This window comes from Bradyrhizobium sp. CB82, from assembly GCF_029714405.1.
GTDB lineage: Bacteria > Pseudomonadota > Alphaproteobacteria > Rhizobiales > Xanthobacteraceae > Bradyrhizobium.
In genome coordinates this window covers 7,390,677-7,410,391 of sequence record NZ_CP121650.1, presented here as the reverse complement: position 1 = coordinate 7,410,391, position 19,715 = coordinate 7,390,677, and the positions used below count along the sequence as shown (strand labels likewise).

The following is a 19,715-nucleotide window of genomic DNA, read 5'->3' as shown; positions in this document are numbered from 1 at the left end:
ATGAGCAGCAAGACGCAAAGCAGCGAAGGGGCGATGGTCGAATACGTCACCGCGATGATCGGCGGCCAGCTGTTCGGGCTGCCGATCTCGCGCGTGCAGGACGTGTTCATGCCCGAGCGCGTCACCCGCGTGCCCCTGGCCTCGCGCGAGATCGCCGGCGTGCTCAACCTGCGCGGCCGCATCGTCACCGTCGTCGACATGCGCGCGCGTCTCGGGCTGCCGCGGCCCGAGGACGGCAAGCTGCCGATGGCGGTCGGCGTCGACCTGCGCGGTGAATCCTATGGCCTGCTGATCGACACGATCGGCGAGGTGTTGCGCCTGCCGGAGGACGGCAAAGAGGAAAACCCCGTCAACCTCGACCCCCGCATGGCCAAGCTCGCCGGCGGCGTCCACCGCCTCGATGGCCAGCTCATGGTCGTCCTCGACGTCGATCGCGTCCTCGAACTGGCACCCGAGATGATGGCGGCCTGAGACGACGGTTGGCCGGCCGACCGACCTGCAATGGAAGTGTCCCCTCGGGGACAGGAAGTAGAGGTTCACATGAGAACTTGTCTCGTCGTTGATGACTCCAGTGTCATCCGCAAGGTTGCGCGCCGCATCCTGGAAGGTCTCGACTTCCAGATCCTCGAAGCCGAGGATGGCGAGAAGGCGCTGGAAACCTGCAAGCGCGGGCTGCCCGATGCCGTGCTGCTCGACTGGAATATGCCGGTCATGGATGGCTACGAATTCCTCGGCCATCTCCGCCGTATGCCCGGCGGCGACCAGCCCAAGGTGGTGTTCTGCACCACCGAGAACGATGTCGCACATATCGCGCGCGCGCTGCATGCCGGTGCCAATGAGTACATCATGAAGCCGTTCGACAAGGACATCGTGACGGCGAAGTTCCAGGAAGTCGGCCTGATCTGACCGTGCTGCCCGAGGGCTGAACGGATCCTTCGGCGTATGTTTTCAACTGAACCGTTTCAGTCTGAGTTGGTGAGTAATGAGTGTTGTGTGCGCTGGAAGTTCGACCATCAGTCCGTCGCGGGAAGGGCCACTGCGCGTGATGATCGTCGACGATTCCGTCGTCATCCGCGGTCTGATCTCGCGCTGGATCGGCGCCGAGCATGACATGGAGGTTGCGGCCTCCTTGCGCACCGGACTTGAGGCGGTCAATCAGCTTGAACGCATCAATCCCGATGTCGCCGTCCTCGACATCGAAATGCCCGAACTCGACGGCCTCACGGCGCTGCCGCAGCTTCTGGCCAAGAAGCGCGACCTCGTCATCATCATGGCCTCCACGCTGACCCGCCGTAACGCGGAGATCAGCTTCAAGGCGCTGTCGCTGGGCGCGGCCGACTACATTCCAAAGCCGGAATCGACACGCGAGGCCTCCGCAGCCGACATCTTCCATCACGACCTGATCCAGAAGATCCGTCATCTCGGCGCACGGCTTCGCAGGAAGCCGGTGGTCGCAAGCCCGTCGCTCGCGCCCGCGAGCCCGGCTGCGCTTGCGCGCGAGCCTGCCGCGCGGCCTGCGGCACCGGCGTCAGCCGCACCGGCGGCCTCCGCCGCCTCGCTCGTCAGACGCTCTTTCTCGACGCTGGCCCCGAAAGTGCTGTTGATCGGCTCCTCGACCGGCGGCCCGCAGGCGCTGATGTCGCTGGTGGCCGATCTCGGTCCGGTGATCGATCGCTTCCCGGTGCTGATCACCCAGCATATGCCTCCCACCTTCACCACCATTCTCGCTGAGCATCTGGCGCGTACGAGCCGCAGGCCCGCGCATGAGGCGATCGACGGCGAGGCGGTGAGACCAGGCCGGATCTATCTCGCGCCAGGCGGCAAGCACATGCGCGTGGTGCGGAGCGGGACGGAAGCCGCGATTGCGCTTGACGACGGACCTGCAGTGAACTTCTGCAAGCCTGCGGTCGATCCGCTCTTCACCTCCGCCATCGACCTCTGGCACGGCGGCATTCTGGCGGTGATCCTGACCGGCATGGGCTCGGACGGCATGCGCGGCGGCAAGGACATCCTCGCCGCCGGCGGCAGCGTGATCGCGCAGGACGAAGCCACCAGCGTGGTGTGGGGCATGCCCGGTGCGGCCGCGAATGCCGGCATCTGCGCCGCGATCCTGCCGCTCAATCAGATTGCGCCGAAGGTCAATCGGTTGTTCTCGGGAGACCGCTCGTGACGCCGATGGACTATGAATATCTGCGCAAGTTCCTGAAGGAGCGTTCGGGGCTCGATCTCTCCGCCGACAAGACGTACCTGGTCGAGAGCCGGCTGCTGCCGCTCGCGCGCAAGGCCGGCCTCGCCGCCATTCCCGATCTCGTGCAGAAGATCAAGATTGGCGACGGCAAGCTTGCGACTGACGTGGTCGAGGCGATGACCACCAACGAGACCTTCTTCTTCCGTGACAAGCTTCCGTTCGATCATCTGCGCGACACCATTCTGCCGGGCCTGCTCCAGGCGCGCGCGGCGCGCAAAAGCCTGCGCATCTGGTCGGCGGCATCGTCGACCGGGCAGGAGCCCTATTCGATCGCGATGTGCCTGAAGGAGATGGGCGCCGCGCTCGCCGGCTGGCGCATCGAGATCGTCGCGACCGATCTGTCGCAGGAGGTGCTGGAGAAATCCAGGGCCGGCGTCTACAGCCAGTTCGAGGTACAGCGGGGTCTGCCGATCCAGCTGCTGGTGAAATACTTTACCCAGACCGGCGACATCTGGCAGCTCAATGCCGACATCCGCTCCATGGTGCAGTTCCGCCAGCTCAACCTGCTCCAGGACTTCTCGCATCTCGGCACGTTCGACGTCGTCTTCTGCCGCAACGTGCTGATCTATTTCGACCAGGATACCAAGGCCGTGATCTTCGAACGCATGGCGAAGAGCCTTGAGGCGGATGGCACCTTGCTGCTCGGTGCCGCCGAGTCCGTGGTCGGCATCACCGACGCCTTCCGTCCCGTCGCCGACCGCCGCGGCCTCTACCAGATCAATCCGGCGCGCGGCGCACGTCCGGCCGGCGCGCCGATGCTCGCAGGCATGAGGATCGCCGCGGCGCGGTGATCTCCTCCTCTCGTCATTCCGGACTGGCGACCACATCGCCCCGGACTGATGGATGCTCTACAAAATCGCGTGCGGTAAAAATCGCGAGCTGTTGCCGGTGATTGGGCTTTCGTCCTCGCGGATCGACAAGCCACAGGGCTCATGATTGACGAGCCAGCTGCCGACCACGGGATAAAAGCCGGAAAAATTCGGGAGCGGCGAGAGCGCCTGACGGACAAAGCCTTCGGCCCCGTAGGGGCCCGCGTGCTCGTCGAGCGGGACGCCGCCCGAGACGAGCATGACATTGGCGCCTTCGCGCGACAGCAGCGGCTTGCGCACGTAGGAGCTGCCGAGCTCGGCCGCGCGCGGATCATCCTCGAAGAAGGCCGGCAGCAGGTTGGGGTGGTTCGGAAACATCTCCCACAGCAGCGGCAGGATTCCTTTGTTGGAGAGCACCGCCTTCCACGGCGGCTCGATCCAGCGCGTCGGCGCCTCCCTAAGCTTGGCGCCGAAGGCGTCGTGGAACATCCATTCCCAGGGATAGAGCTTGAAAGCGAGCGCGATGTCACGGTCATCGAGATCGACGAAGCCGCCACCCGCCTCGCGCCAGCCGATCTCCTCGATGTCGAGCAGCGTCGTCGATAGACCCGCCTGGCGCGCGGTGTCTTCGAGATAGGCGAGCGTGCCGGCGTCTTCTTCGTTGCCGGTCGTGCCGGTGAGATGCAGATGCTGGCCTGCCGCGATCGTCTCCCAGGCCGCGATCAGCCGCTCATGGATGGAGTTGAACTGGTCGGCGCGCGCCGGGATGATGCGCCGCTCGATCGCCTGTTCGAGCCAGGTCCATTGAAACACCGCGGCCTCGAAGATCGAGGTCGGCGTATCGGCGTTGTATTCGAGCAGCCTGGCCGGCGACTTGCCGTCGAACTTCAGGTCGAGCCGGCCGTAGAGGCTACGGTCGTCGCGCTCCCAGCTCTCGGCGATCAGGTCCCAGAACGCTTCCGGAATCTTCAGCCGCTCGAGCAGCAGTTCATCATTGATGATGCGGCCGGCGATCTCGATGCACATCGCGTCGATCTCGCCGGTCGGCGTTTCGACCCCGCGTTCGATCTCGTCGAGCGTGAAGGCGTAGTAGGCCCGCTCATCCCAGTAGCGCTCGCCGTCGATAGTATGGAAGTCGAAGCCGCATTGTTCGGCGGATTGCCGCCAGTCGTCGCGCTCGGGACAAATGATGCGCTGCATGCGCTAGCCGCCACGGCCGTGGCCATGACCATGGCCGCCGTGTCCATGAACGACATGCAGCGTGCCGCCGAAGCCGCCATAGGTGGCTGGCCGGCAATAGGGTTGTCCGTCGATGCCGGGAACGACCGTCATTCCGGGTCCGCAGTCATGGGGCCGCCGCACAAATCCCATCGAGACCGCGCTGGCCGCGGCACTGCCCATCAAGGTGAGCACGACACGTCGCGAACGTTTCATGCCGTTTCCTCCCGACGCCAGTTAAGCAGACCGGCCAAAGGCGGTGAATTCAAGACTTGGCTCGGCTCACCCGCGCCCCGAGAAGCCGAAGGCATGCGCGAACGAGCCGAAGCCGCCCCGCGTCACGCCGCCTGAGCCCGAGTCGGACGATCCGCCAGATGAGGAATGGCTCGAGGAGTCGCTGCTGAAGAAGCTCGAGCGCGATGACCAGTGGCCGCCGCTGCCGGACGAGCTTCGGCTGGTACAGGCCGTATTGGGTTGCGCCGGCTCCGCCATGCCGGGCGCGGGCGGATCGCAGTTCTGCCGCGGCATCAGCGTGTAGGCGGTGGTGCCAACCGCGATCGTGCCCATCACCAGCAGCGCGACATGGCCGGAGCGCTTGACCGGCTCCTTCGGCGGAAGCGGCAAGGGCTGCGGTCGGCGCTTGCCGAACTCCTTGTTGGGGCGCTTCTCGGCCATGGTCAGTAGATCATGCAGGCGGCATTGAGCAGGCCTGCAGCGAGCGAGGAAAGGCCGAGCCAGATCGCCGGCGCCATGTCGCCCGCGGCGATCCGCGCCGACAAATTCGGCACCGGGATCTTCACGACATAGAACACGACGACCTGGACGATCAGCGCGATCAACGCCCAGATCAGGCAGTCCACCAAATTGGCCGAATGTGCGATGGCACTGAACAGCGGTGCGACGAAGCCGAGCAGGCTCAGGCCCAGCGCAATCGCGGCGGCCGGGTCATTGTCACGGATGAGCTGGAATTCATTGTGCGGCGTGATGCGAGTGTAGACGAACAGATAGGCCACGATCGCCACCAACCCGGTGCAGAAATAGACCAGAAAGGCCGGCAGGCCAGCAAGCGATTGCAGGATCATCGTCGCCCCGTGGTGTCAGGCGATCATTCGTCGGCAGGCGGAGGATAGCGGTTCAACGGTTAGGGGGTGATGAAGCTCTGCCCGTGTCCCAAAAACGAAAACCCCGCCATTTGCGGCGGGGTCCTGTCGGGGAGGAGCAAGCCCGGAGGGCTCGCGACAGAAGGAAGGTCAGGCCGGGATGCGCTCGTCGGCCTCGTGCGGCTCGCGCAGCACGTAGCCGCGGCCCCACACGGTCTCGATGAAATTGCGGCCTTCGGAGGCATTGGCGAGCTTCTTGCGGAGCTTGCAGATGAAGACGTCGATGATCTTCAGCTCGGGCTCGTCCATCCCGCCGTACAGGTGGTTGAGGAACATTTCCTTGGTGAGGGTCGTGCCCTTGCGCAAGCTGAGCAGCTCCAGCATCTGGTATTCCTTGCCGGTCAGATGCACGCGCTGGCCGCCGACTTCCACCGTCTTGGTGTCGAGGTTGACCACGAGGTCTCCGGTCTGGATGACCGACTGGGCATGGCCCTTGGAACGGCGCACGATGGCGTGGATGCGGGCCACCAGCTCGTCCTTGTGGAAGGGCTTGGTCATGTAGTCGTCGGCGCCGACGCCGAGACCCTTGACCTTGTCCTCAATGCCGGCGAGGCCGGAGAGGATCAGAATCGGTGTCTTGATCTTGGAGACCCGGAGCTGCTTGAGCACGTCGTAACCGGACATGTCGGGCAGGTTGAGGTCGAGAAGGATAATGTCGTAATCGTATAGCTTACCGAGATCGACGCCCTCTTCCCCCAGGTCGGTCGTATAGACGTTGAAGCTTTCCGACTTCAACATCAGCTCGATCGACTGCGCGACGGCGCTGTCATCTTCTATCAGCAAAACGCGCATGCCAGTTCCCCATAGTCGCCGCTCCGGGCGTCAGGTCGGCCGCATTCGCGGCACTCAACAAAACGCCTTTGAACAACTGATTCGGATCCTGACGTCACATGGTTAACAAAGTCTGATTCTGGAACGCAAGAGCTCGCGGTGCAATTTTTGTCGAATCGCCCTAAGATATTGCGCAGAAGCAGCTTTCGTCACCCGGCTCCGTTCAAGTTCCACTTTAAGAGACGGACCTAACCGACTCTCGCGACTCCCCTTCTTCTGTCGGGCAGGCGCTCAGTCACAAAGACAGTGACGCAATGATTAATGATGCGGGTAAACACGAAGTTAAGCGCCGTTCAGAAATGTGGCGAAATTTAAGGGTTTCGTCATGAAGGGCCCGCGCGTGAAGGCCGGATCATGAAGGCGCTTGCCGAGCAGATCGGAGACATCGACGGCATCAACATATACGGCCGCGTCGTCGGCGTGCGCGGCCTGATGGTCGAGGTCGCCGGTCCCATTCACGCGATGTCGGTCGGCGCGCGGCTCGTGATCGAGACCGGCGCGGACCGTTTCATTCCCTGCGAGGTGATTGGCTTTTCCGGCAACAACGCTGTCGTGATGCCGTTCGCCGGTCTCGAGGGCGTGCGCCGCGGCTGCAAGGCTGTGATTGCCAATGCCGCCAACCAGGTGCGGCCGTCGGCGGCCTGGCTCGGCCGCGTCGTCAACGCGCTGGGCGAGCCGATCGACGGCAAGGGGCCGCTGCCGCAGGGCACCTCGCCGATGCCGTTCCGCAATTCGCCGCCGCCGGCGCATTCGAGGAAGCGCGTAGGTAGCCCGCTCGATCTCGGCGTCCGCGCGCTCAATACCTTCCTGACCTGCTGCCGTGGCCAGCGCATGGGCATCTTTGCCGGCTCCGGCGTCGGCAAATCCGTGCTGCTGTCGATGCTCGCGCGCAATGTCGACGCCGATGTCAGCGTCATCGGCCTGATCGGTGAGCGCGGCCGCGAGGTGCAGGAATTCTTGCAGGATGACCTTGGTGAAGAGGGGCTGGCGCGCTCCGTCGTCGTGGTCGCAACCTCCGACGAGCCGGCGCTGATGCGGCGGCAGGCGGCGTATCTGACGCTTGCGATTGCCGAATATTTTCGCGACGAGGATCAGGACGTTCTCTGCCTGATGGACTCGGTGACGCGCTTTGCCATGGCCCAGCGCGAGATCGGCCTTTCCGCCGGCGAGCCGCCGACCGCCAAAGGCTATACGCCGACCGTCTTCACCGAGCTGCCGAAGCTCCTGGAGCGCGCAGGTCCCGGCATGGGCGTCGGTGCCATCACCGCGATCTTCACGGTGCTGGTTGACGGCGACGACCATAACGAGCCGATCGCGGACGCCGTCCGCGGCATCCTCGACGGGCATATCGTGATGCAGCGTTCCATTGCCGAGCGCGGGCGTTACCCCGCCATCAACATCCTCAAATCCGTCTCCCGCACCATGCCGAAATCGGCCGACCCGCAATTCTGGCCGACCATTCAGAAGGCCCGCCAGGTGATGGCGACCTATGCTGACATGGAGGAACTGATCCGGCTGGGCGCCTACCGGGCGGGGTCCAGCCCCGAGGTCGACGAGGCGATCCGCCTCCATGAGCCGCTGGAGGCCTTCCTGCGCCAGCGCAAGGACGAACGTGCCGGTTTGGCGGACGGCTACCGCCAGTTGGCGCAAATCCTCCAGAATTTGGAAACGGAACGCTAACTTTGTCAGGCCATCATCCGCTTCACAGTGCAGTAGAGCCGGTCGGGGCCCAATTCGGGATCGGGGAGACCGGTGTTGTCCCACGTGCAGCTAGGGGACTTCTGGGGAGTACGAGTCGATGAAGTCACGTGAAACGCTCATTCGCCTGAAGAAATTTCAGGTCGACGAGAAGCGCCGCAGGGTCACCCAGATCGAGAGCATGATCGCGGACTTCCAGCGCATGTCCGTCGATCTCGAGCGCGAGATCCTGACCGAACAGGAGCGCGCCGGGATCAACGATCCCTCGCATTTCGCCTACCCGACCTATGCCAAGGCCGCGATCCAGCGCCGCGAGAACCTGACGCGCTCGGCCGACGAGCTGAAGGGCCAGCTCGAAGAGGCCAAGGGTGCGCTGGCCGAGGCTTTTGAGGAATTGAAGAAGGTCGAGCTCCTGGACGAGCGCGACCAGGCGCGCGAGCGCGCCGAGGAGAGCGCCCGCGAGCAGGCCGATCTCGACAGCATCGGCCTGATGCGCGCCCGCATGGGCGCCATCGCCTAAAGAGCTCTCAAAGCCGCGCAGCCAAGGAATTGCGTCAGCCCGGCCCGCAAAGGGGCCGGGTTTTTCGCATGTGATGTCCACAGCGTGGCGCCCGGCCCCCTTGGTGGCGGGCTTTGCCGCGCGCTATGGTGGTGGGATTGCAGGGGCCTCGCGGGAAAGCAACGGGGCGGCGCGCGCTGGGGGACTGAATGCCGACGCCAGCAGATCTGGTCTGGCTGATCGCAGCGGTGGCGAAGGGCGACGAGGCGGCTTTCGAGCGCCTCTACGGCGCCACGCGCGCGAAACTCTATGGCGTCGTGCTCCGTATCTTGCGCCGACAGGATCTTGCAGAGGAGGTCATTCAGGAGACCTACGTGAAGATCTGGAACAGCGCGGGGCAGTTCAATCCGGAGCTGTCCTCGCCGATCACGTGGATGGCGTCGATCGCGCGCAACCGCGCCATCGACCTGGTGCGCAAGAAGACCGAAGCCTCGATCGAGGAGGAGCCTCGGGCGATGGAGGTTGCCGCCGACAGCCCCGATCCGCTCGCGCGCCGCGAGATGACGGAGGAATTGAAGCGGCTCCTGGAATGTGTCGGCCGGCTCGAGCCGGAGCGCCAGAAGCTCGTGCTTCTTGCCTATTACAACGGCTGGAGCCGCGAGCAGTTGGCGGAGAAGTTTTCCGCGCCCGTCAACACGGTGAAGACGTGGCTGAGGCGCAGCATGATGGATATCCGGGAGTGCCTTGGGCTTTAGCAGATGGTGAGAGTGTACAAGCCAGCACCGCGTTCTCCCTCTCCCCATTGGGGAGAGCTGAAGGACATTGATGGCCTACACTGAGGACCATATCGCGCTCGCCGCGGAATATGCCCTCGGCACACTCGATGCCGACGAGCGCACGCAGGTCGAGACCATGATGGCGGTGGACAATGAGTTCGCCGGCCTCGTGCAGGCCTGGCAATTGCGGCTGGGCGTGTTGAACCAGATGGTCGGCTCGGTCGAGCCGCGGCCGATCGTGTGGGAAAACATCAAGGCCGCGATCGGGCCGACCCGGGCAACAGAGGAGCCGCAGGCGATGCCTGAGGCGCCGCCGCCTCCGGTGCCGGAGGTGCCAGAGCCACCGGTCGAGCCGGAAGCTGCGCCCGACATCGCGCCGCAATTCGGGCAGCAGGTCCATACGCCGGATTTCACGATCCCGCAGGTGCCGATCGTCGACGACACCAATGTCATCTATCTCGAAGGCCGCGTGAAGCGCTGGCGCAGCATCGCGTCCGCCGTCGGCGCGCTCGCCGCCGCGCTCTTCGTGGTGCTGTCGCTTCAGATCCTGCGGCCCGATGCGCTGCCTGGGGCGCTGCGTCCCGCGCCGCGGATTCAGACCGTCGAGGTGAAGACGCCTGCCGCGCCGCTTACGCCGTCATCGCAATATGTCGCGCTGTTGCAGGGACAGGGCGGTGGCCCCGCCTTCATCCTCACCATCGACGGCGCGACCAAGAATTTCACGGTCCGTAAAGTGGGCGCCACGCCGGAGCCGGGCAAAAGCTTTGAGCTCTGGCTGATCTCCGACAAGCTGCCCCGCCCGCGCTCGCTCGGCGTGATCAACAATGGCGACTTCACCGCGCGCCCAGTGCTCGCCGGCTATGATGCCGATGTCATCAATGCCGCGACCTACGCCGTCACCGTCGAGCCCGCCGGCGGCTCGCCCAGCGGCCAGCCGACATCCCCGCCGGTATTTTCCGGCAAGCTGATCGAGACCGTGCCGCCGTCCCAGCCGCAGGCCCCCGCAGGCGCCAAGAAGTAGCCGCGCCAATCCGGCGTTCTAGCCCACCCACCGCTGTCATTCCCCGCGAAGGCGGGGAATCTAGTACGCCGCGGCTTCTCCGTATCCTCGCGCTGTCTCCGGAATACTGGATCGCCCGCTTTTCGCGGGCGATGACACCGAGGGGTGGCGCGTCCCTTTCGCCCCCGCCTCGATGTCGCCGTGGTCCATTTCACCGTCGCATCTCGACAATCCGAGCGGACTCTGACGTCCCATTTGAACCTCCTGCCGTTTCAGTGCGTCAAATCCGCGCGATTGGGCAGTCCCGGCGGTGTTAGTGCCGGAGAGAAGGGGCGAGATAACCAGATGGATCCAGCGAAGACGCCGGGCATCTTCATTCATCAATATACGGGGCTGCCGCGTGGCCCGGCGTTCGAGCACTGGCGCGAACGGGCCTTTGGATCGTGCGGGCTCGACGTCGTGCCGAGCCAAGGGGACAGCATCGATTGCAGGCTGCAGGTCAGCCTGGTCGGCAACATCGTGCTCGCAATTCCCGAAGGCGCCTCCGCGCGGTTCTCGCGCACGCAAAGCGGCCTCGTCGACGGCTGCGACGATCTCGTGCTGATCTCGGTGCATTCGGGTCTCGTCCACGTCCAGCAGAACGGCCACACGATCGAGCTCGCGCCGTCGCAGATGGTGCTCGCTGATCTCAGCATCACCGGCTCCGTCGGACACACCGAGCAGGATCGTTTCACTACTATCCGCATGCCGCGCCGCGCGCTGCTTGAGATCAATCCGCGCGCCGAGGAGAAGATCTCGCAACTCCTCTCCGACGGCGCGGTCGCCGAAACCATCACGCGCTATCATGCGCTCGCCGCCAATCACGCGCCGCATCTCGATGCGGTTGGCCAGCGCCTCACCGCGCAGCACATGGTCGATCTCGTCGGCCTGCTGCTCGGCACCGATGCCGAGCACGCAGCGCTTGCCCGCGGCCGCGGCCACGCTGCCGCACGGCTCGATCTGATGCGCGCCGACGTGATGGCGGCCCTTGGCCGCAACGATCTCAGCCTGTCGGAAGTCGCCGGACGCTCGGGTCTGAGCCCGCGCCAGGCGCAGCGCCTGTTCGAGCAGGCGGACACCACCTTCACCGAATTCGTGCTCGAGCAGCGCCTCCTGCTGGCGCGAAAGCTGCTGCAGGATCCGCGGTCGCGCGCACGCAAGATCAGCGACATCGCGCATTCCTCGGGCTTTGCGGATCTGTCCTATTTCAACCGCGCCTTCCGCAAGCGGTTCGGCGCGACGCCGTCGGATCTGCGCGACGCGTGACAGCACCAATCCCGCTGCTTCGGAAGACCCGCATGGAATTTCACAAGACTCACGTTCCGCCGTTACGTTGGGGAACGGGACGGACGAATATCTCGAGCGAGAGCTGCTGGACGATGACAACCATCAGCACCTTGCGATCGGCATTTCCAGCGGCCAGCGGCAACTCGATGAGTTGGCAGCTACGATCGCGGATCTCAGATCAGTGAAGGCTGACCTGCTGGCCCGCTTTCCGGATCTGAAACGGCTGGACTGACGCACAGGGGTCAGCGAGCTCAATTTCGCATTGAGCGTGAGCGCGGTGGCGCGCCACGGGCGAAATCGAGGCGTTTTGTCGCTGTCCTATGTCGCTGCGAGGCTGCTTTTGCGCCTCGTGAAACACGCCTGAAACATTCAGCTTGCATCATCGTCCGATTGACGAGAGCGTCTCGGCGGCTTCGCAGAGTGACGCTTGCGAATTGCGCGGCGGGTTAGCTGTTTTCGAAGCACGTTTTGAAGCGAAGTCATTTTTAAGGTCACGCTGACGTGGCCGGGAGGGTCTCATGGGCGGGTTCATCGACCGGCCGTTTGCCCTGTTTGCCTTGCTGATGTCTGCTCTTTCCTCGCCGCTCGCGTCGGCGCAAACCATTGAGCAGGCTCCGACCAGCCTAGCATTGACGAGCACTGACGCAGCGATACTCGGCATGCGTCCGTCAAAGCCGCTGTCGCGTGGCGAGGAGGCGGCGCTCATGCCCAAGGATCGCTTCAGGGAATGCGCGCATTGCCCCGAGATGGTGGTCGTCCCCGACGGCAACTTCATGATGGGTGCAAGCGCAAGGGAGATGGGTAGCAGCGAGGACGAGCGGCCGCAGCATCAGGTGACGGTGCAGCGCTTCGCTGCGGGACGTTGGCCCGTCAGCCTCGCCGAATGGGGCGCCTGCGTGGCGGCAGGAGTGTGCAGTCCTCATCCGACCGAGGCCGGGCACGTGCGCGATCCCGTGACCGGCATCCTCTGGCAGGAGGCCAGCCACTACGTGCAGTGGCTGTCGCGATTGACGGGCCGCCCCTACCGGCTCCTCAGCGAGGCCGAACGCGAATACGTCGCGCGCGGAGGCACGATCACCGCGTTCTGGTGGGGCGATGGCGCCGATCCGCATCTCGCCGACATTGCGGCCGCCAATCTGGTCGCCGATATCGGCATCGTTACGATTGCGACCACGCCACCATCGGCCAATCCCTTCGGACTCTTTGGGGTTCACGGCGGCGTCTACGACTGGGTCGAGGATTGCTGGCACGACAACTATGTCGGTGCGCCGAATGACGGCTCGGCGTGGATCGCGGATGATTGCAAGGGCCACGTCCTGCGCGGCGGCGCCTTCAGCCGCGCGCTCCAGACCCGCCGCTCCGCTGCGCGCCTTTGGTTTGGGCCGCCGAACCGGATGAGCTATATGAGTGTGCGCGTGGCGCGGACGCTGGGGCCGTAGGAAGCGCAGAGCAGGACTGGGATGGCGCGTGTCGTTGTGCTCGGTGCTGGGTTTGCGGGGCTTTGGGCCGCCATTGGTGCTGCGCGCAAGCGCGACGAGATTGGTGCGGCCGGCAGCGACATCGAGATCCTCGTCATCGACCGCAATCCCTATCACAACATCCGCGTGCGCAATTACGAGGTGGATCTCAGCAAGGTCGCGCTTCCGCTGTCGCAGCTTCTCGATCCGGTTGGTGTCGGTCACAGGCTCGGTGACGTCGAAGCCATCGACGTCGAACGAGGCAACGTCACCATCGCGGCGAACGGTGCGCGCGACGCGGTGGCTTATGACCGGCTGGTGCTGGCGCTCGGCAGCGAGGTGCTGCGGCCGGATATTCCCGGTCTCGCCGAGCACGCGTTCGATGTTGATAATTATGCCGCTGCCATCAGGCTCGAGAAGCATCTGACGACGCTCGGTCGTAGCGCGCTTGCGCCGGGGCGAACGACGGTCGTGGTGGTTGGCGCCGGGTTCACCGGCATCGAGGTGGCCGCCGAGATGCCGGACCGGTTCGCGCGGGCCGGCATCGCGGGCGGCCGCATCATCCTGGTCGATCCGAATCCAGTGGTCGGTGCGACCATCGGCGAGCACGCCCATCCTATCATCGACGAGGCGCTCGCAGCGCTCGATGTCGAGACCCGGCTCGGCGTGCGGGTCGAAGCGATCGATGCGGCCGGCATCCGCTTGAGCTCCGGCGAAGTCATTCCGACGCGGACGGTGATCTGGTGCGCCGGCATGCGCGCAAGCCCGCTCGCCGTGACGCTGCCGGTCGAGAGGGACCGCCTGGGTCGCATCCTGGTCGATCCCTTCATGCGGGTCGCTGATCTCGCCCACGTCTTCGCGGCTGGCGATGTCGCCTCGAGCGTGGTCGACGGGCGGCACCCGACGGTAATGTCCTGCCAGTTCGCGCGCCCCATGGGCCGCTTCGCCGGCCACAACGTAATCGCCGATCTCACAGGTCGGCCGCTGCTGCCGCTACGGATCGACTGGTACGTGACCGTGCTCGATCTCGGCTCTTGGGGCGCACTCTACACCGAGGGTTGGGACCGCGAGGTGCGCACGACGGGGGCTGCGGCGAAAGCGACGAAACAGATCATCAATCACCAGCGCATCTATCCGCCGCTCACTGGCAAGAAAGAAGATTTGCTCGCAGTTGCTGCACCGACGGTGCAGGCGCCACCGCCGAGGAAATGACCTGCGTCGGCGTAGCAGGTTTCGTGCCGCCTTCTCAGCGTCATCGTCTGCCTTGTGCGCAATTGCGCACTTGGGCCGACGATCCAAATCCAGTGGCGATGCGAGGATACGGAGAGGCCGCGGCGTACTGGACTCCCCGCTTTCCGCGGGGAATCCAGCGATGAGTTTGGCAACAGCCACGTCTGCTCAACAACCATCACCCAGATATGAGAAAGCGCCCGTGGGGGGCGGGCGCTTTCTGTAGTCGACTTGGGGTTGGGGTCGTCTACATATCCACATGGCGACTTTGGGGGGCTGGTAAAGAGCCACGTGAATTCTTGAATTCCGTCAAATCTCCTCAGCGAACCAATGAAGCGTTGGAGCTCGTGATCGCGACCGGCTTGCCGGCCTTGACGACGCGAGCAGTCTGGGTCGTGCCGTCATCAGAAGTCGAGCGCGCCGTGACGCCGAGGCCCGCCACTGCGATGCCAGCGACGAGGGCAACGACCACGATCTTGAGATGGGTCGACCGATCCGCGCTGTAGATCGAGTGGTTCATGGAAGCCTCCTGCCGCCACCTACCGAAGTAGTCGCCGGCTTCATCGGCGAGGTTCATGCCTTCGGTGCCCAACAACCTAGTAATGCGGGGATTTGTTCCCAAGGGGCGATCACAAGGGCGTGAATAGACGTGAACAATCGCGATCGAAAAGTCCCGATCGTGAATATTTATTCAGGAAATTCAGCTTGTTAAGCCCTCTGGCGCGAGTTCCTGAGCCAAATCAGTGAGTTGCTTTAAAACTGTAAAAACCAGTTGCCTGTGGCGAAAAAACACAGGCGAAAGCCCGGGCAAATCAGAAGCAAATCAGATGCTTCCAACCGTTTTCAGCCGCGCCCGCGGATGGATTTCCGCTTGCGACAGCACGGTGGTTTGGGCGCGGAACCGCTCCACCAGGGAACGCACGAAGGGACGAATTGCCGCAGAGGTGACCAGTACCGGCGCCTCTCCCTCGCGGGCGGCGCGCTCGAACGCCTCGCGCACAGAGGTCATGAACTCGGAGAGTTTGGAGGGCTGCATGGCGAGGCTGCGCTCCTCGCCCTGGCCGATGATGGATTCGGCGAAGGCCTGCTCCCACTTCGCCGACAGCGCGATCAGCGGCAGGTAGCCGTTGAACGAGGTGTTCTGCGCGCAAATCTGCCGGGCGAGGCGAGCGCGGACATGCTCGACCATGGTCGAGGGATTGCGCGAGAAGGCGAGCGAGTCGGCGATGCCTTCCAGAATGGTCGAGAGATCGCGGATCGAGATGCGCTCGGCGAGCAGAAGTTGCAGCACGCGCTGGATGCCGGAGATCGTGACCTGGCCCGGCACGATGTCCTTGACCAACTCGCTCTGCTCCTTCGGCAATTCCTTGAGCAGCTTCTGCACCTCGCCATAGGACAGCAGATCGGACATATTCGTCTTGAGCAGCTCGGTGAGGTGGGTGGAAAGCACGGTCGCGGCATCGACGACGGTGTAGCCCTTCAGCGAAGCCTCCTCCTTGAGGCTGGCATCGATCCAGGTCGCGGGCAGGCCGAACGTCGGCTCGGTCGTGTGGATGCCGGGCACCTGCACCTGGTTGCCCGCGGGGTCCATCACCATGAACTGGTTCGGCCAGATCTTGCCGGCACCGGCGTCGACCTCCTTGATCTTGATGATGTAGGTGTTGGCCTCGAGCTGGACGTTGTCGAGGATGCGGACGGCCGGCATCACAAAACCCATCTCGATGGCGAGCGAGCGGCGCAGCGCTTTGATCTGCTCGGTGAGGCGGTCGGTGCCGTCGGGTCCATTGACCAGCGGCAGCAGCGCATAGCCGAGCTCGATCTTGAGGTCGTCGATTTTCAGCGCGGCCGAGATTGGCTCCTCGGCTGCGGCGGCGCCGGGCGCGCCCGGCATTCCCGGGGCGGGCGCGGCCTTGGCGACTTCCTCCGCCCTGATCGTGGTCCGCTTGTGGTTGCGCGCCGACCAGGCCAGCACGCCGGCGCCCGCGCCGAGCGCAAGGAAGGGAATGGTCGGGATGCCCGGCAGGATCGCCAGTACGAGCATCACAGCCGACGACATTGCGAGCGCCTGCGGATAGCCCGAGAACTGCTTCATCAGCGCCTTGTCGGCGGCCCCCGAGACGCCGGCCTTGGAAACGAGCAGGCCCGCCGCGGTCGAGACGATCAGCGCCGGCACCTGCGTGACGAGGCCGTCACCGACGGTCAGCAGCGTGTAGCTGCGCCCAGCGTCGGCGAAGGACAGGCCCTGCTGCGCGACGCCGATGATCATGCCGCCGACGACGTTGATGAAGACGATCAAAAGGCCGGCGATGGCGTCGCCGCGGACGAATTTGGAGGCACCGTCCATGGCGCCGAAGAAGCCGCTTTCGTCTTCCAGCGCCTTGCGGCGCTCCTTGGCGACCTTCTCGTCGATCAGGCCGGCGGAGAGATCAGCGTCGATCGCCATCTGCTTGCCAGGCATGGCGTCGAGGTGGAAGCGCGCCGCGACCTCGGCGATGCGGCCCGAACCCTTGGTGATGACGACGAAGTTGACGATGATCAGGATGGCAAAGACGATGATGCCGATGACGAAATTGCCGCCCATCACGAAGCTGCCGAAGGCTTCGATGACGTGGCCCGCGGCGTCCGTGCCCTCGTGCCCGCGCGACAGGATCAGACGGGTCGAGGCCATGTTGAGCGACAGCCTGAGCATCGTGGAGATCAGCAGGATGGTCGGGAAGGCGGAGAATTCGAGCGGCGCCTGGATGAACAGCGAAGTCATCAGGATCAGGATCGAGAGCGTGATCGAGATCGCCAGGAAGAGGTCCAGCACGATCGAGGGCAGCGGCAGGATCAGCACCACCAGGATGGTGAGGATGCCGAGCGCCAGCGCGATGTCGCCGCGCTTGAGGATGTTGCCGATCTCGGTAAGGGAGGGGAGGCTTGGCTTCGGGCCGCCCACGCCCTGACCTGCGGTGACGTCGACCATGGTTGCTGCCTCCCCGCGCGATTGCCGCCCACGCGCGCCAAACGTCTGCGCGGCGGCCGATGGGCCGCCGTTCCGAAAGTGAGGCACCGCACTGGCGTCCACGGGGGATCTCCCGTCTTACGCGGCCGACGACACTCGACTTCACCCGGCAATTTTTGCCCGGTGTATGGTTAGCAAAGGGTTAACGGAGGGTGCGGAGAGTACGAATCAGGGTCTTTTCAGACCGTCATTCCGGGGCGCGCGAAGCGCGAGCCCGGAATCCATCGTGCCGCTAGCGATGTGGAGATATGGATTTCCGGGCTCGCGCCAAGAGGCGCGCCCCGGAATGAGTGAAATACTGCCCGCCCTACTTGGCCTTCTGGAGCCTGGTCACGGTATACCCCGACGCCGCTTCCTCGGCCTCGAAGCTGACCTTGTCGCCGATCTTCACCTGCTTCAGCATCGCCGGGTCCTTGACGCGGTAGACCATGGTCATCGGTTCGTCCATGCCAAGGCTTTTGGCGGGACCGTGCTTGAGCGTGAGCTTGCTGGCGGCCTCGTCGATCTTCTTGACCTCGGCGGTGATGGATGCGCCCTCGGCCGCGAGGGCGCCGAGAGACAGGCCGGTGCTCAGCGCCAACGCTGCGGCGATACGGATGATCTTGCGCATGGGAGTCTCCATTGCTCACTTCACGGTGACGTGGCCGACCATGCCGTAGTCGCGGTGGTCAGGAATCAGGCAGGAAAATTCGAACGTGCCGGCCTTGGTGAATTTCCAGACGATCTCGGTCGTCTTGCCTGGCGCGAGCCGCACCCCGTTGGGGTCGTCGTGCTCCATGTGCGGATGCTTCTTCATCACCTCGGCATGCGCGAGATTCTCCTTAGGCGTGGCAAGCAGGAATTCGTGGTCCTCCCTGCCGACATTGCGCAGCACGAAGCGGATCTGCTCGCCGCGCCTGACTGTGATGTTCGAGGGCTCATAGGCCATCTCGCTCAGCGCGATCTCGATGACGCGTGCCGGTTTCTTGGGATCGCCGGGCTCGCCGGCCGAAAAGGTCTCGTGGGCGTGATGCTCGTGGGCGAATGCAGGCGCGGCCAAAAGCGAAAGTGCCGCCAGTGTGATCATCGTCGTCTTCTTCATGTTGTTCTCCAGTTGGTGGTTCGTCGAAACGCTCGTTCACATCTTCATTTTCTTCATCGACGCGCCTTGTTGTCGCGCCGGCTCCGCAGCCGGCGATGCGACCTCATAGGCAACCGTGCCCTGCGGGAATTGGTAGGGGCCGGGGTCGCTGTAATCGCCGCCCGCCATGCCTTCGCGGATCTTCATCACCGTGAACATGCCGCCCATCTCAATCGGCCCGAACTGGCCTGAGCCGGTCATCATCGGCAGCGTATTGTCGGGCGCCGGCATCTCCATGTTGCCCATCGCCATGCCCGACTGGCCCATCACCATGGCGTCGGGCGCGAGCTTGCCGACCGCACGCGCGAGATCCTTGCGCGAGACTCCGATGAGATTGCGCATGTCGTGGCCCATCGCGTTCATGGTGTGATGCGACTTGTGGCAGTGCAACGCCCAATCGCCGGGATTGTCGGCGAGAACGTCGAACACGCGCACGGCGCCGACCGGCACGTCGGTCGTCGTCTCCGGATATTGCGCGCTCTCGGGAATCCAGCCGCCGTCGGTGCAGGTCACCGCAAAGCTGTGACCATGCAGATGGATCGGATGGTTGGTCATGCTGAGATTGCCGATGCGCACGCGCACCTTGTCGCCGAGCCGCACCGGCAAGGGATCGATTCCGGGAAACACCCGCGAATTCCAGGTCCACATGTTGAAATCGGTCATCTCGTTGACCTTCGGCAGATAGGTGCCGGGGTCGATGCGATAGGTGCTCATCACGAAGACGAAGTCGCGGTCGACGGGCCGAAAATCTTGATCACGCGGATGCACGACGACCATGCCCATCATGCCCATCGCCATCTGCACCATCTCGTCGGAATGTGGGTGGTACATGAAGGTCCCGCTCTTCTTCATCTCGAACTCGTAGACGAAGGTCTTGCCGGGCGGGATGTGCGGCTGATTGAGCCCGCCGACCCCGTCCATGCCGCTCGGCACGATCATGCCGTGCCAGTGAACGGTGGTGTATTCGGGCAGCTTGTTGGTGACGAAGATGCGGACCTTGTCGCCCTCGACCGCTTCGATCGTCGGTCCCGGCGATTGGCCGTTGTAGCCCCAGAGGTTGGCCTTCATGCCTTCGGCGAATTCGCGCACCACGGGCTCGGCGACGAGATGGAATTCCTTCCAGTCGCCGTTCATGCGGAACGGCAGTGTCCAGCCATTGAGCGTGACGACGGGGCGATAATCCGGCCCACTGATCGGATGCAACGGCGGCTGCATCACCACCTTGTCCATGTGCGGGGCTTCCGGAATCGATGCGGCCTGCGTGCGGCCGCTAACCAGTGACGCGCTTGCAAGCGCGGCCGTGCCCAAGAATCCTCGGCGGGAAAACATCTCGGCCTCC

Annotated in this window: 21 protein-coding genes; 11 read left to right on the top strand and 10 right to left on the bottom strand. The window is 64.3% G+C overall.

All coding sequences use genetic code 11. The features are described from left to right. The 4 genes from QA640_RS35815 to QA640_RS35800 all read left to right on the top strand — a co-directional run bounded on the left by QA640_RS35815 (position 1) and on the right by QA640_RS35800 (position 3,039). Positions 1–471 carry a chemotaxis protein CheW gene (locus tag QA640_RS35815; RefSeq protein ID WP_283037495.1) on the top strand — a complete coding sequence of 157 codons (471 nt, stop codon included), beginning with the start codon at positions 1–3 and terminating at the stop codon, positions 469–471. A gap of 69 nt (positions 472–540) precedes the next feature. Next, positions 541–906, top strand: a complete 366-nt coding sequence (locus QA640_RS35810) for a response regulator (protein WP_283037494.1) — start codon at positions 541–543, stop codon at positions 904–906. Between the two features lie 76 nt (positions 907–982). Continuing rightward, positions 983–2,170 (top strand): chemotaxis response regulator protein-glutamate methylesterase, encoded by a 1,188-nt coding sequence (locus QA640_RS35805; protein WP_283037493.1) that lies wholly within the window; start codon positions 983–985, stop codon positions 2,168–2,170. Then, positions 2,167–3,039, top strand: a complete 873-nt coding sequence (locus QA640_RS35800; protein WP_283037492.1) for a protein-glutamate O-methyltransferase CheR — start codon at positions 2,167–2,169, stop codon at positions 3,037–3,039. Before QA640_RS35805 ends, QA640_RS35800 begins: the two co-directional genes overlap by 4 nt. A 57-nt stretch (positions 3,040–3,096) precedes the next feature. Here QA640_RS35800 and QA640_RS35795 read toward each other — a convergent pair whose 3' ends face one another. From QA640_RS35795 to ctrA, 5 genes are all read right to left on the bottom strand, one after another. Further along, positions 3,097–4,257, bottom strand: coding sequence for a glutathionylspermidine synthase family protein (locus tag QA640_RS35795; protein ID WP_283037491.1), 1,161 nt, complete (start codon positions 4,255–4,257; stop codon positions 3,097–3,099). A 3-nt stretch (positions 4,258–4,260) separates the two neighbouring features. After that, positions 4,261–4,491: a hypothetical protein gene (locus QA640_RS35790; RefSeq protein WP_283037490.1), complete on the bottom strand. Its 231-nt coding sequence runs from the start codon at positions 4,489–4,491 to the stop codon at positions 4,261–4,263. 66 nt (positions 4,492–4,557) lie between these two features. Continuing rightward, positions 4,558–4,950, bottom strand: coding sequence for a hypothetical protein (locus QA640_RS35785; RefSeq protein WP_283037489.1), 393 nt, complete (start codon positions 4,948–4,950; stop codon positions 4,558–4,560). 2 nt (positions 4,951–4,952) lie between these two features. Next, positions 4,953–5,357, bottom strand: a complete 405-nt coding sequence (locus QA640_RS35780; RefSeq protein ID WP_283037488.1) for a DUF350 domain-containing protein — start codon at positions 5,355–5,357, stop codon at positions 4,953–4,955. A 168-nt stretch (positions 5,358–5,525) separates the two neighbouring features. Then, complete coding sequence (gene ctrA / locus QA640_RS35775) at positions 5,526–6,227, bottom strand: response regulator transcription factor CtrA (protein ID WP_016848562.1); 702 nt, start codon at positions 6,225–6,227, stop codon at positions 5,526–5,528. A 393-nt stretch (positions 6,228–6,620) separates the two neighbouring features. Between ctrA and fliI the strand changes: the two genes are divergently transcribed. From fliI to QA640_RS35740, 7 genes are all read left to right on the top strand, one after another. Further along, positions 6,621–7,946 carry a flagellar protein export ATPase FliI gene (gene fliI / locus QA640_RS35770; RefSeq protein ID WP_283037487.1) on the top strand — a complete coding sequence of 442 codons (1,326 nt, stop codon included), beginning with the start codon at positions 6,621–6,623 and terminating at the stop codon, positions 7,944–7,946. 118 nt (positions 7,947–8,064) lie between these two features. Continuing rightward, positions 8,065–8,484, top strand: coding sequence for a flagellar export protein FliJ (gene fliJ, locus QA640_RS35765; protein WP_027527631.1), 420 nt, complete (start codon positions 8,065–8,067; stop codon positions 8,482–8,484). A gap of 188 nt (positions 8,485–8,672) precedes the next feature. Beyond that, entirely contained in the window at positions 8,673–9,218 is a 546-nt protein-coding gene (locus QA640_RS35760) for a sigma-70 family RNA polymerase sigma factor (protein WP_283037486.1), read from the top strand. Positions 9,219–9,288: 70 nt separating this feature from the next. Further along, a complete protein-coding gene (locus QA640_RS35755; RefSeq protein ID WP_283037485.1) occupies positions 9,289–10,260 on the top strand; it encodes an anti-sigma factor in 972 nt (323 codons plus the stop codon). A gap of 324 nt (positions 10,261–10,584) precedes the next feature. Continuing rightward, positions 10,585–11,544, top strand: coding sequence for an AraC family transcriptional regulator (locus QA640_RS35750; RefSeq protein ID WP_283037484.1), 960 nt, complete (start codon positions 10,585–10,587; stop codon positions 11,542–11,544). Between the two features lie 539 nt (positions 11,545–12,083). Next, the gene (locus QA640_RS35745) at positions 12,084–13,004 is read left to right on the top strand and encodes a formylglycine-generating enzyme family protein (protein ID WP_283037483.1); all 921 of its coding nucleotides are present in this window, start codon (positions 12,084–12,086) and stop codon (positions 13,002–13,004) included. Positions 13,005–13,025: 21 nt separating this feature from the next. Further along, complete coding sequence (locus QA640_RS35740) at positions 13,026–14,234, top strand: NAD(P)/FAD-dependent oxidoreductase (protein ID WP_283037482.1); 1,209 nt, start codon at positions 13,026–13,028, stop codon at positions 14,232–14,234. 337 nt (positions 14,235–14,571) lie between these two features. Here the strand turns inward: QA640_RS35740 and QA640_RS35735 are convergent, their stop codons facing one another. The 5 genes from QA640_RS35735 to QA640_RS35715 all read right to left on the bottom strand — a co-directional run bounded on the left by QA640_RS35735 (position 14,572) and on the right by QA640_RS35715 (position 19,705). Further along, positions 14,572–14,772, bottom strand: a complete 201-nt coding sequence (locus QA640_RS35735; protein WP_283037481.1) for a hypothetical protein — start codon at positions 14,770–14,772, stop codon at positions 14,572–14,574. A 303-nt stretch (positions 14,773–15,075) separates the two neighbouring features. After that, positions 15,076–17,217, bottom strand: coding sequence for a flagellar biosynthesis protein FlhA (gene flhA / locus QA640_RS35730; RefSeq protein WP_283037480.1), 2,142 nt, complete (start codon positions 17,215–17,217; stop codon positions 15,076–15,078). Between the two features lie 346 nt (positions 17,218–17,563). After that, complete coding sequence (locus QA640_RS35725) at positions 17,564–17,866, bottom strand: copper-binding protein (RefSeq protein ID WP_283037479.1); 303 nt, start codon at positions 17,864–17,866, stop codon at positions 17,564–17,566. A gap of 15 nt (positions 17,867–17,881) precedes the next feature. Continuing rightward, on the bottom strand, positions 17,882–18,337 hold the full coding sequence (locus tag QA640_RS35720; RefSeq protein ID WP_283037478.1) for a cupredoxin family protein: 456 nt from the start codon (positions 18,335–18,337) through the stop codon (positions 17,882–17,884). A 36-nt stretch (positions 18,338–18,373) separates the two neighbouring features. Next, on the bottom strand, positions 18,374–19,705 hold the full coding sequence (locus QA640_RS35715; RefSeq protein ID WP_283037477.1) for a copper oxidase: 1,332 nt from the start codon (positions 19,703–19,705) through the stop codon (positions 18,374–18,376). Between the last annotated feature and the right edge of the window lie 10 nt (positions 19,706–19,715).

Excerpts from the sequence above, each read along its gene's own strand:
- QA640_RS35795 (WP_283037491.1), bottom strand. The coding sequence starts at position 4,257 with ATGCAGCGCATCATTTGTCCCGAGCGCGACGACTGGCGGCAATCCGCC.
- QA640_RS35750 (WP_283037484.1), top strand. The coding sequence starts at position 10,585 with ATGGATCCAGCGAAGACGCCGGGCATCTTCATTCATCAATATACGGGG.
- QA640_RS35810 (WP_283037494.1), top strand. The coding sequence starts at position 541 with ATGAGAACTTGTCTCGTCGTTGATGACTCCAGTGTCATCCGCAAGGTT.
- QA640_RS35715 (WP_283037477.1), bottom strand. The coding sequence starts at position 19,705 with ATGTTTTCCCGCCGAGGATTCTTGGGCACGGCCGCGCTTGCAAGCGCG.
- QA640_RS35745 (WP_283037483.1), top strand. The coding sequence starts at position 12,084 with ATGGGCGGGTTCATCGACCGGCCGTTTGCCCTGTTTGCCTTGCTGATG.
- QA640_RS35815 (WP_283037495.1), top strand. The coding sequence starts at position 1 with ATGAGCAGCAAGACGCAAAGCAGCGAAGGGGCGATGGTCGAATACGTC.
- fliI (WP_283037487.1), top strand. The coding sequence starts at position 6,621 with ATGAAGGCGCTTGCCGAGCAGATCGGAGACATCGACGGCATCAACATA.
- QA640_RS35735 (WP_283037481.1), bottom strand. The coding sequence starts at position 14,772 with ATGAACCACTCGATCTACAGCGCGGATCGGTCGACCCATCTCAAGATC.
- QA640_RS35785 (WP_283037489.1), bottom strand. The coding sequence starts at position 4,950 with ATGGCCGAGAAGCGCCCCAACAAGGAGTTCGGCAAGCGCCGACCGCAG.
- ctrA (WP_016848562.1), bottom strand. The coding sequence starts at position 6,227 with ATGCGCGTTTTGCTGATAGAAGATGACAGCGCCGTCGCGCAGTCGATC.
- QA640_RS35780 (WP_283037488.1), bottom strand. The coding sequence starts at position 5,357 with ATGATCCTGCAATCGCTTGCTGGCCTGCCGGCCTTTCTGGTCTATTTC.
- flhA (WP_283037480.1), bottom strand. The coding sequence starts at position 17,217 with ATGGTCGACGTCACCGCAGGTCAGGGCGTGGGCGGCCCGAAGCCAAGC.
- QA640_RS35740 (WP_283037482.1), top strand. The coding sequence starts at position 13,026 with ATGGCGCGTGTCGTTGTGCTCGGTGCTGGGTTTGCGGGGCTTTGGGCC.
- QA640_RS35805 (WP_283037493.1), top strand. The coding sequence starts at position 983 with ATGAGTGTTGTGTGCGCTGGAAGTTCGACCATCAGTCCGTCGCGGGAA.
- QA640_RS35725 (WP_283037479.1), bottom strand. The coding sequence starts at position 17,866 with ATGCGCAAGATCATCCGTATCGCCGCAGCGTTGGCGCTGAGCACCGGC.
- fliJ (WP_027527631.1), top strand. The coding sequence starts at position 8,065 with ATGAAGTCACGTGAAACGCTCATTCGCCTGAAGAAATTTCAGGTCGAC.
- QA640_RS35755 (WP_283037485.1), top strand. The coding sequence starts at position 9,289 with ATGGCCTACACTGAGGACCATATCGCGCTCGCCGCGGAATATGCCCTC.
- QA640_RS35790 (WP_283037490.1), bottom strand. The coding sequence starts at position 4,491 with ATGAAACGTTCGCGACGTGTCGTGCTCACCTTGATGGGCAGTGCCGCG.
- QA640_RS35760 (WP_283037486.1), top strand. The coding sequence starts at position 8,673 with ATGCCGACGCCAGCAGATCTGGTCTGGCTGATCGCAGCGGTGGCGAAG.
- QA640_RS35720 (WP_283037478.1), bottom strand. The coding sequence starts at position 18,337 with ATGAAGAAGACGACGATGATCACACTGGCGGCACTTTCGCTTTTGGCC.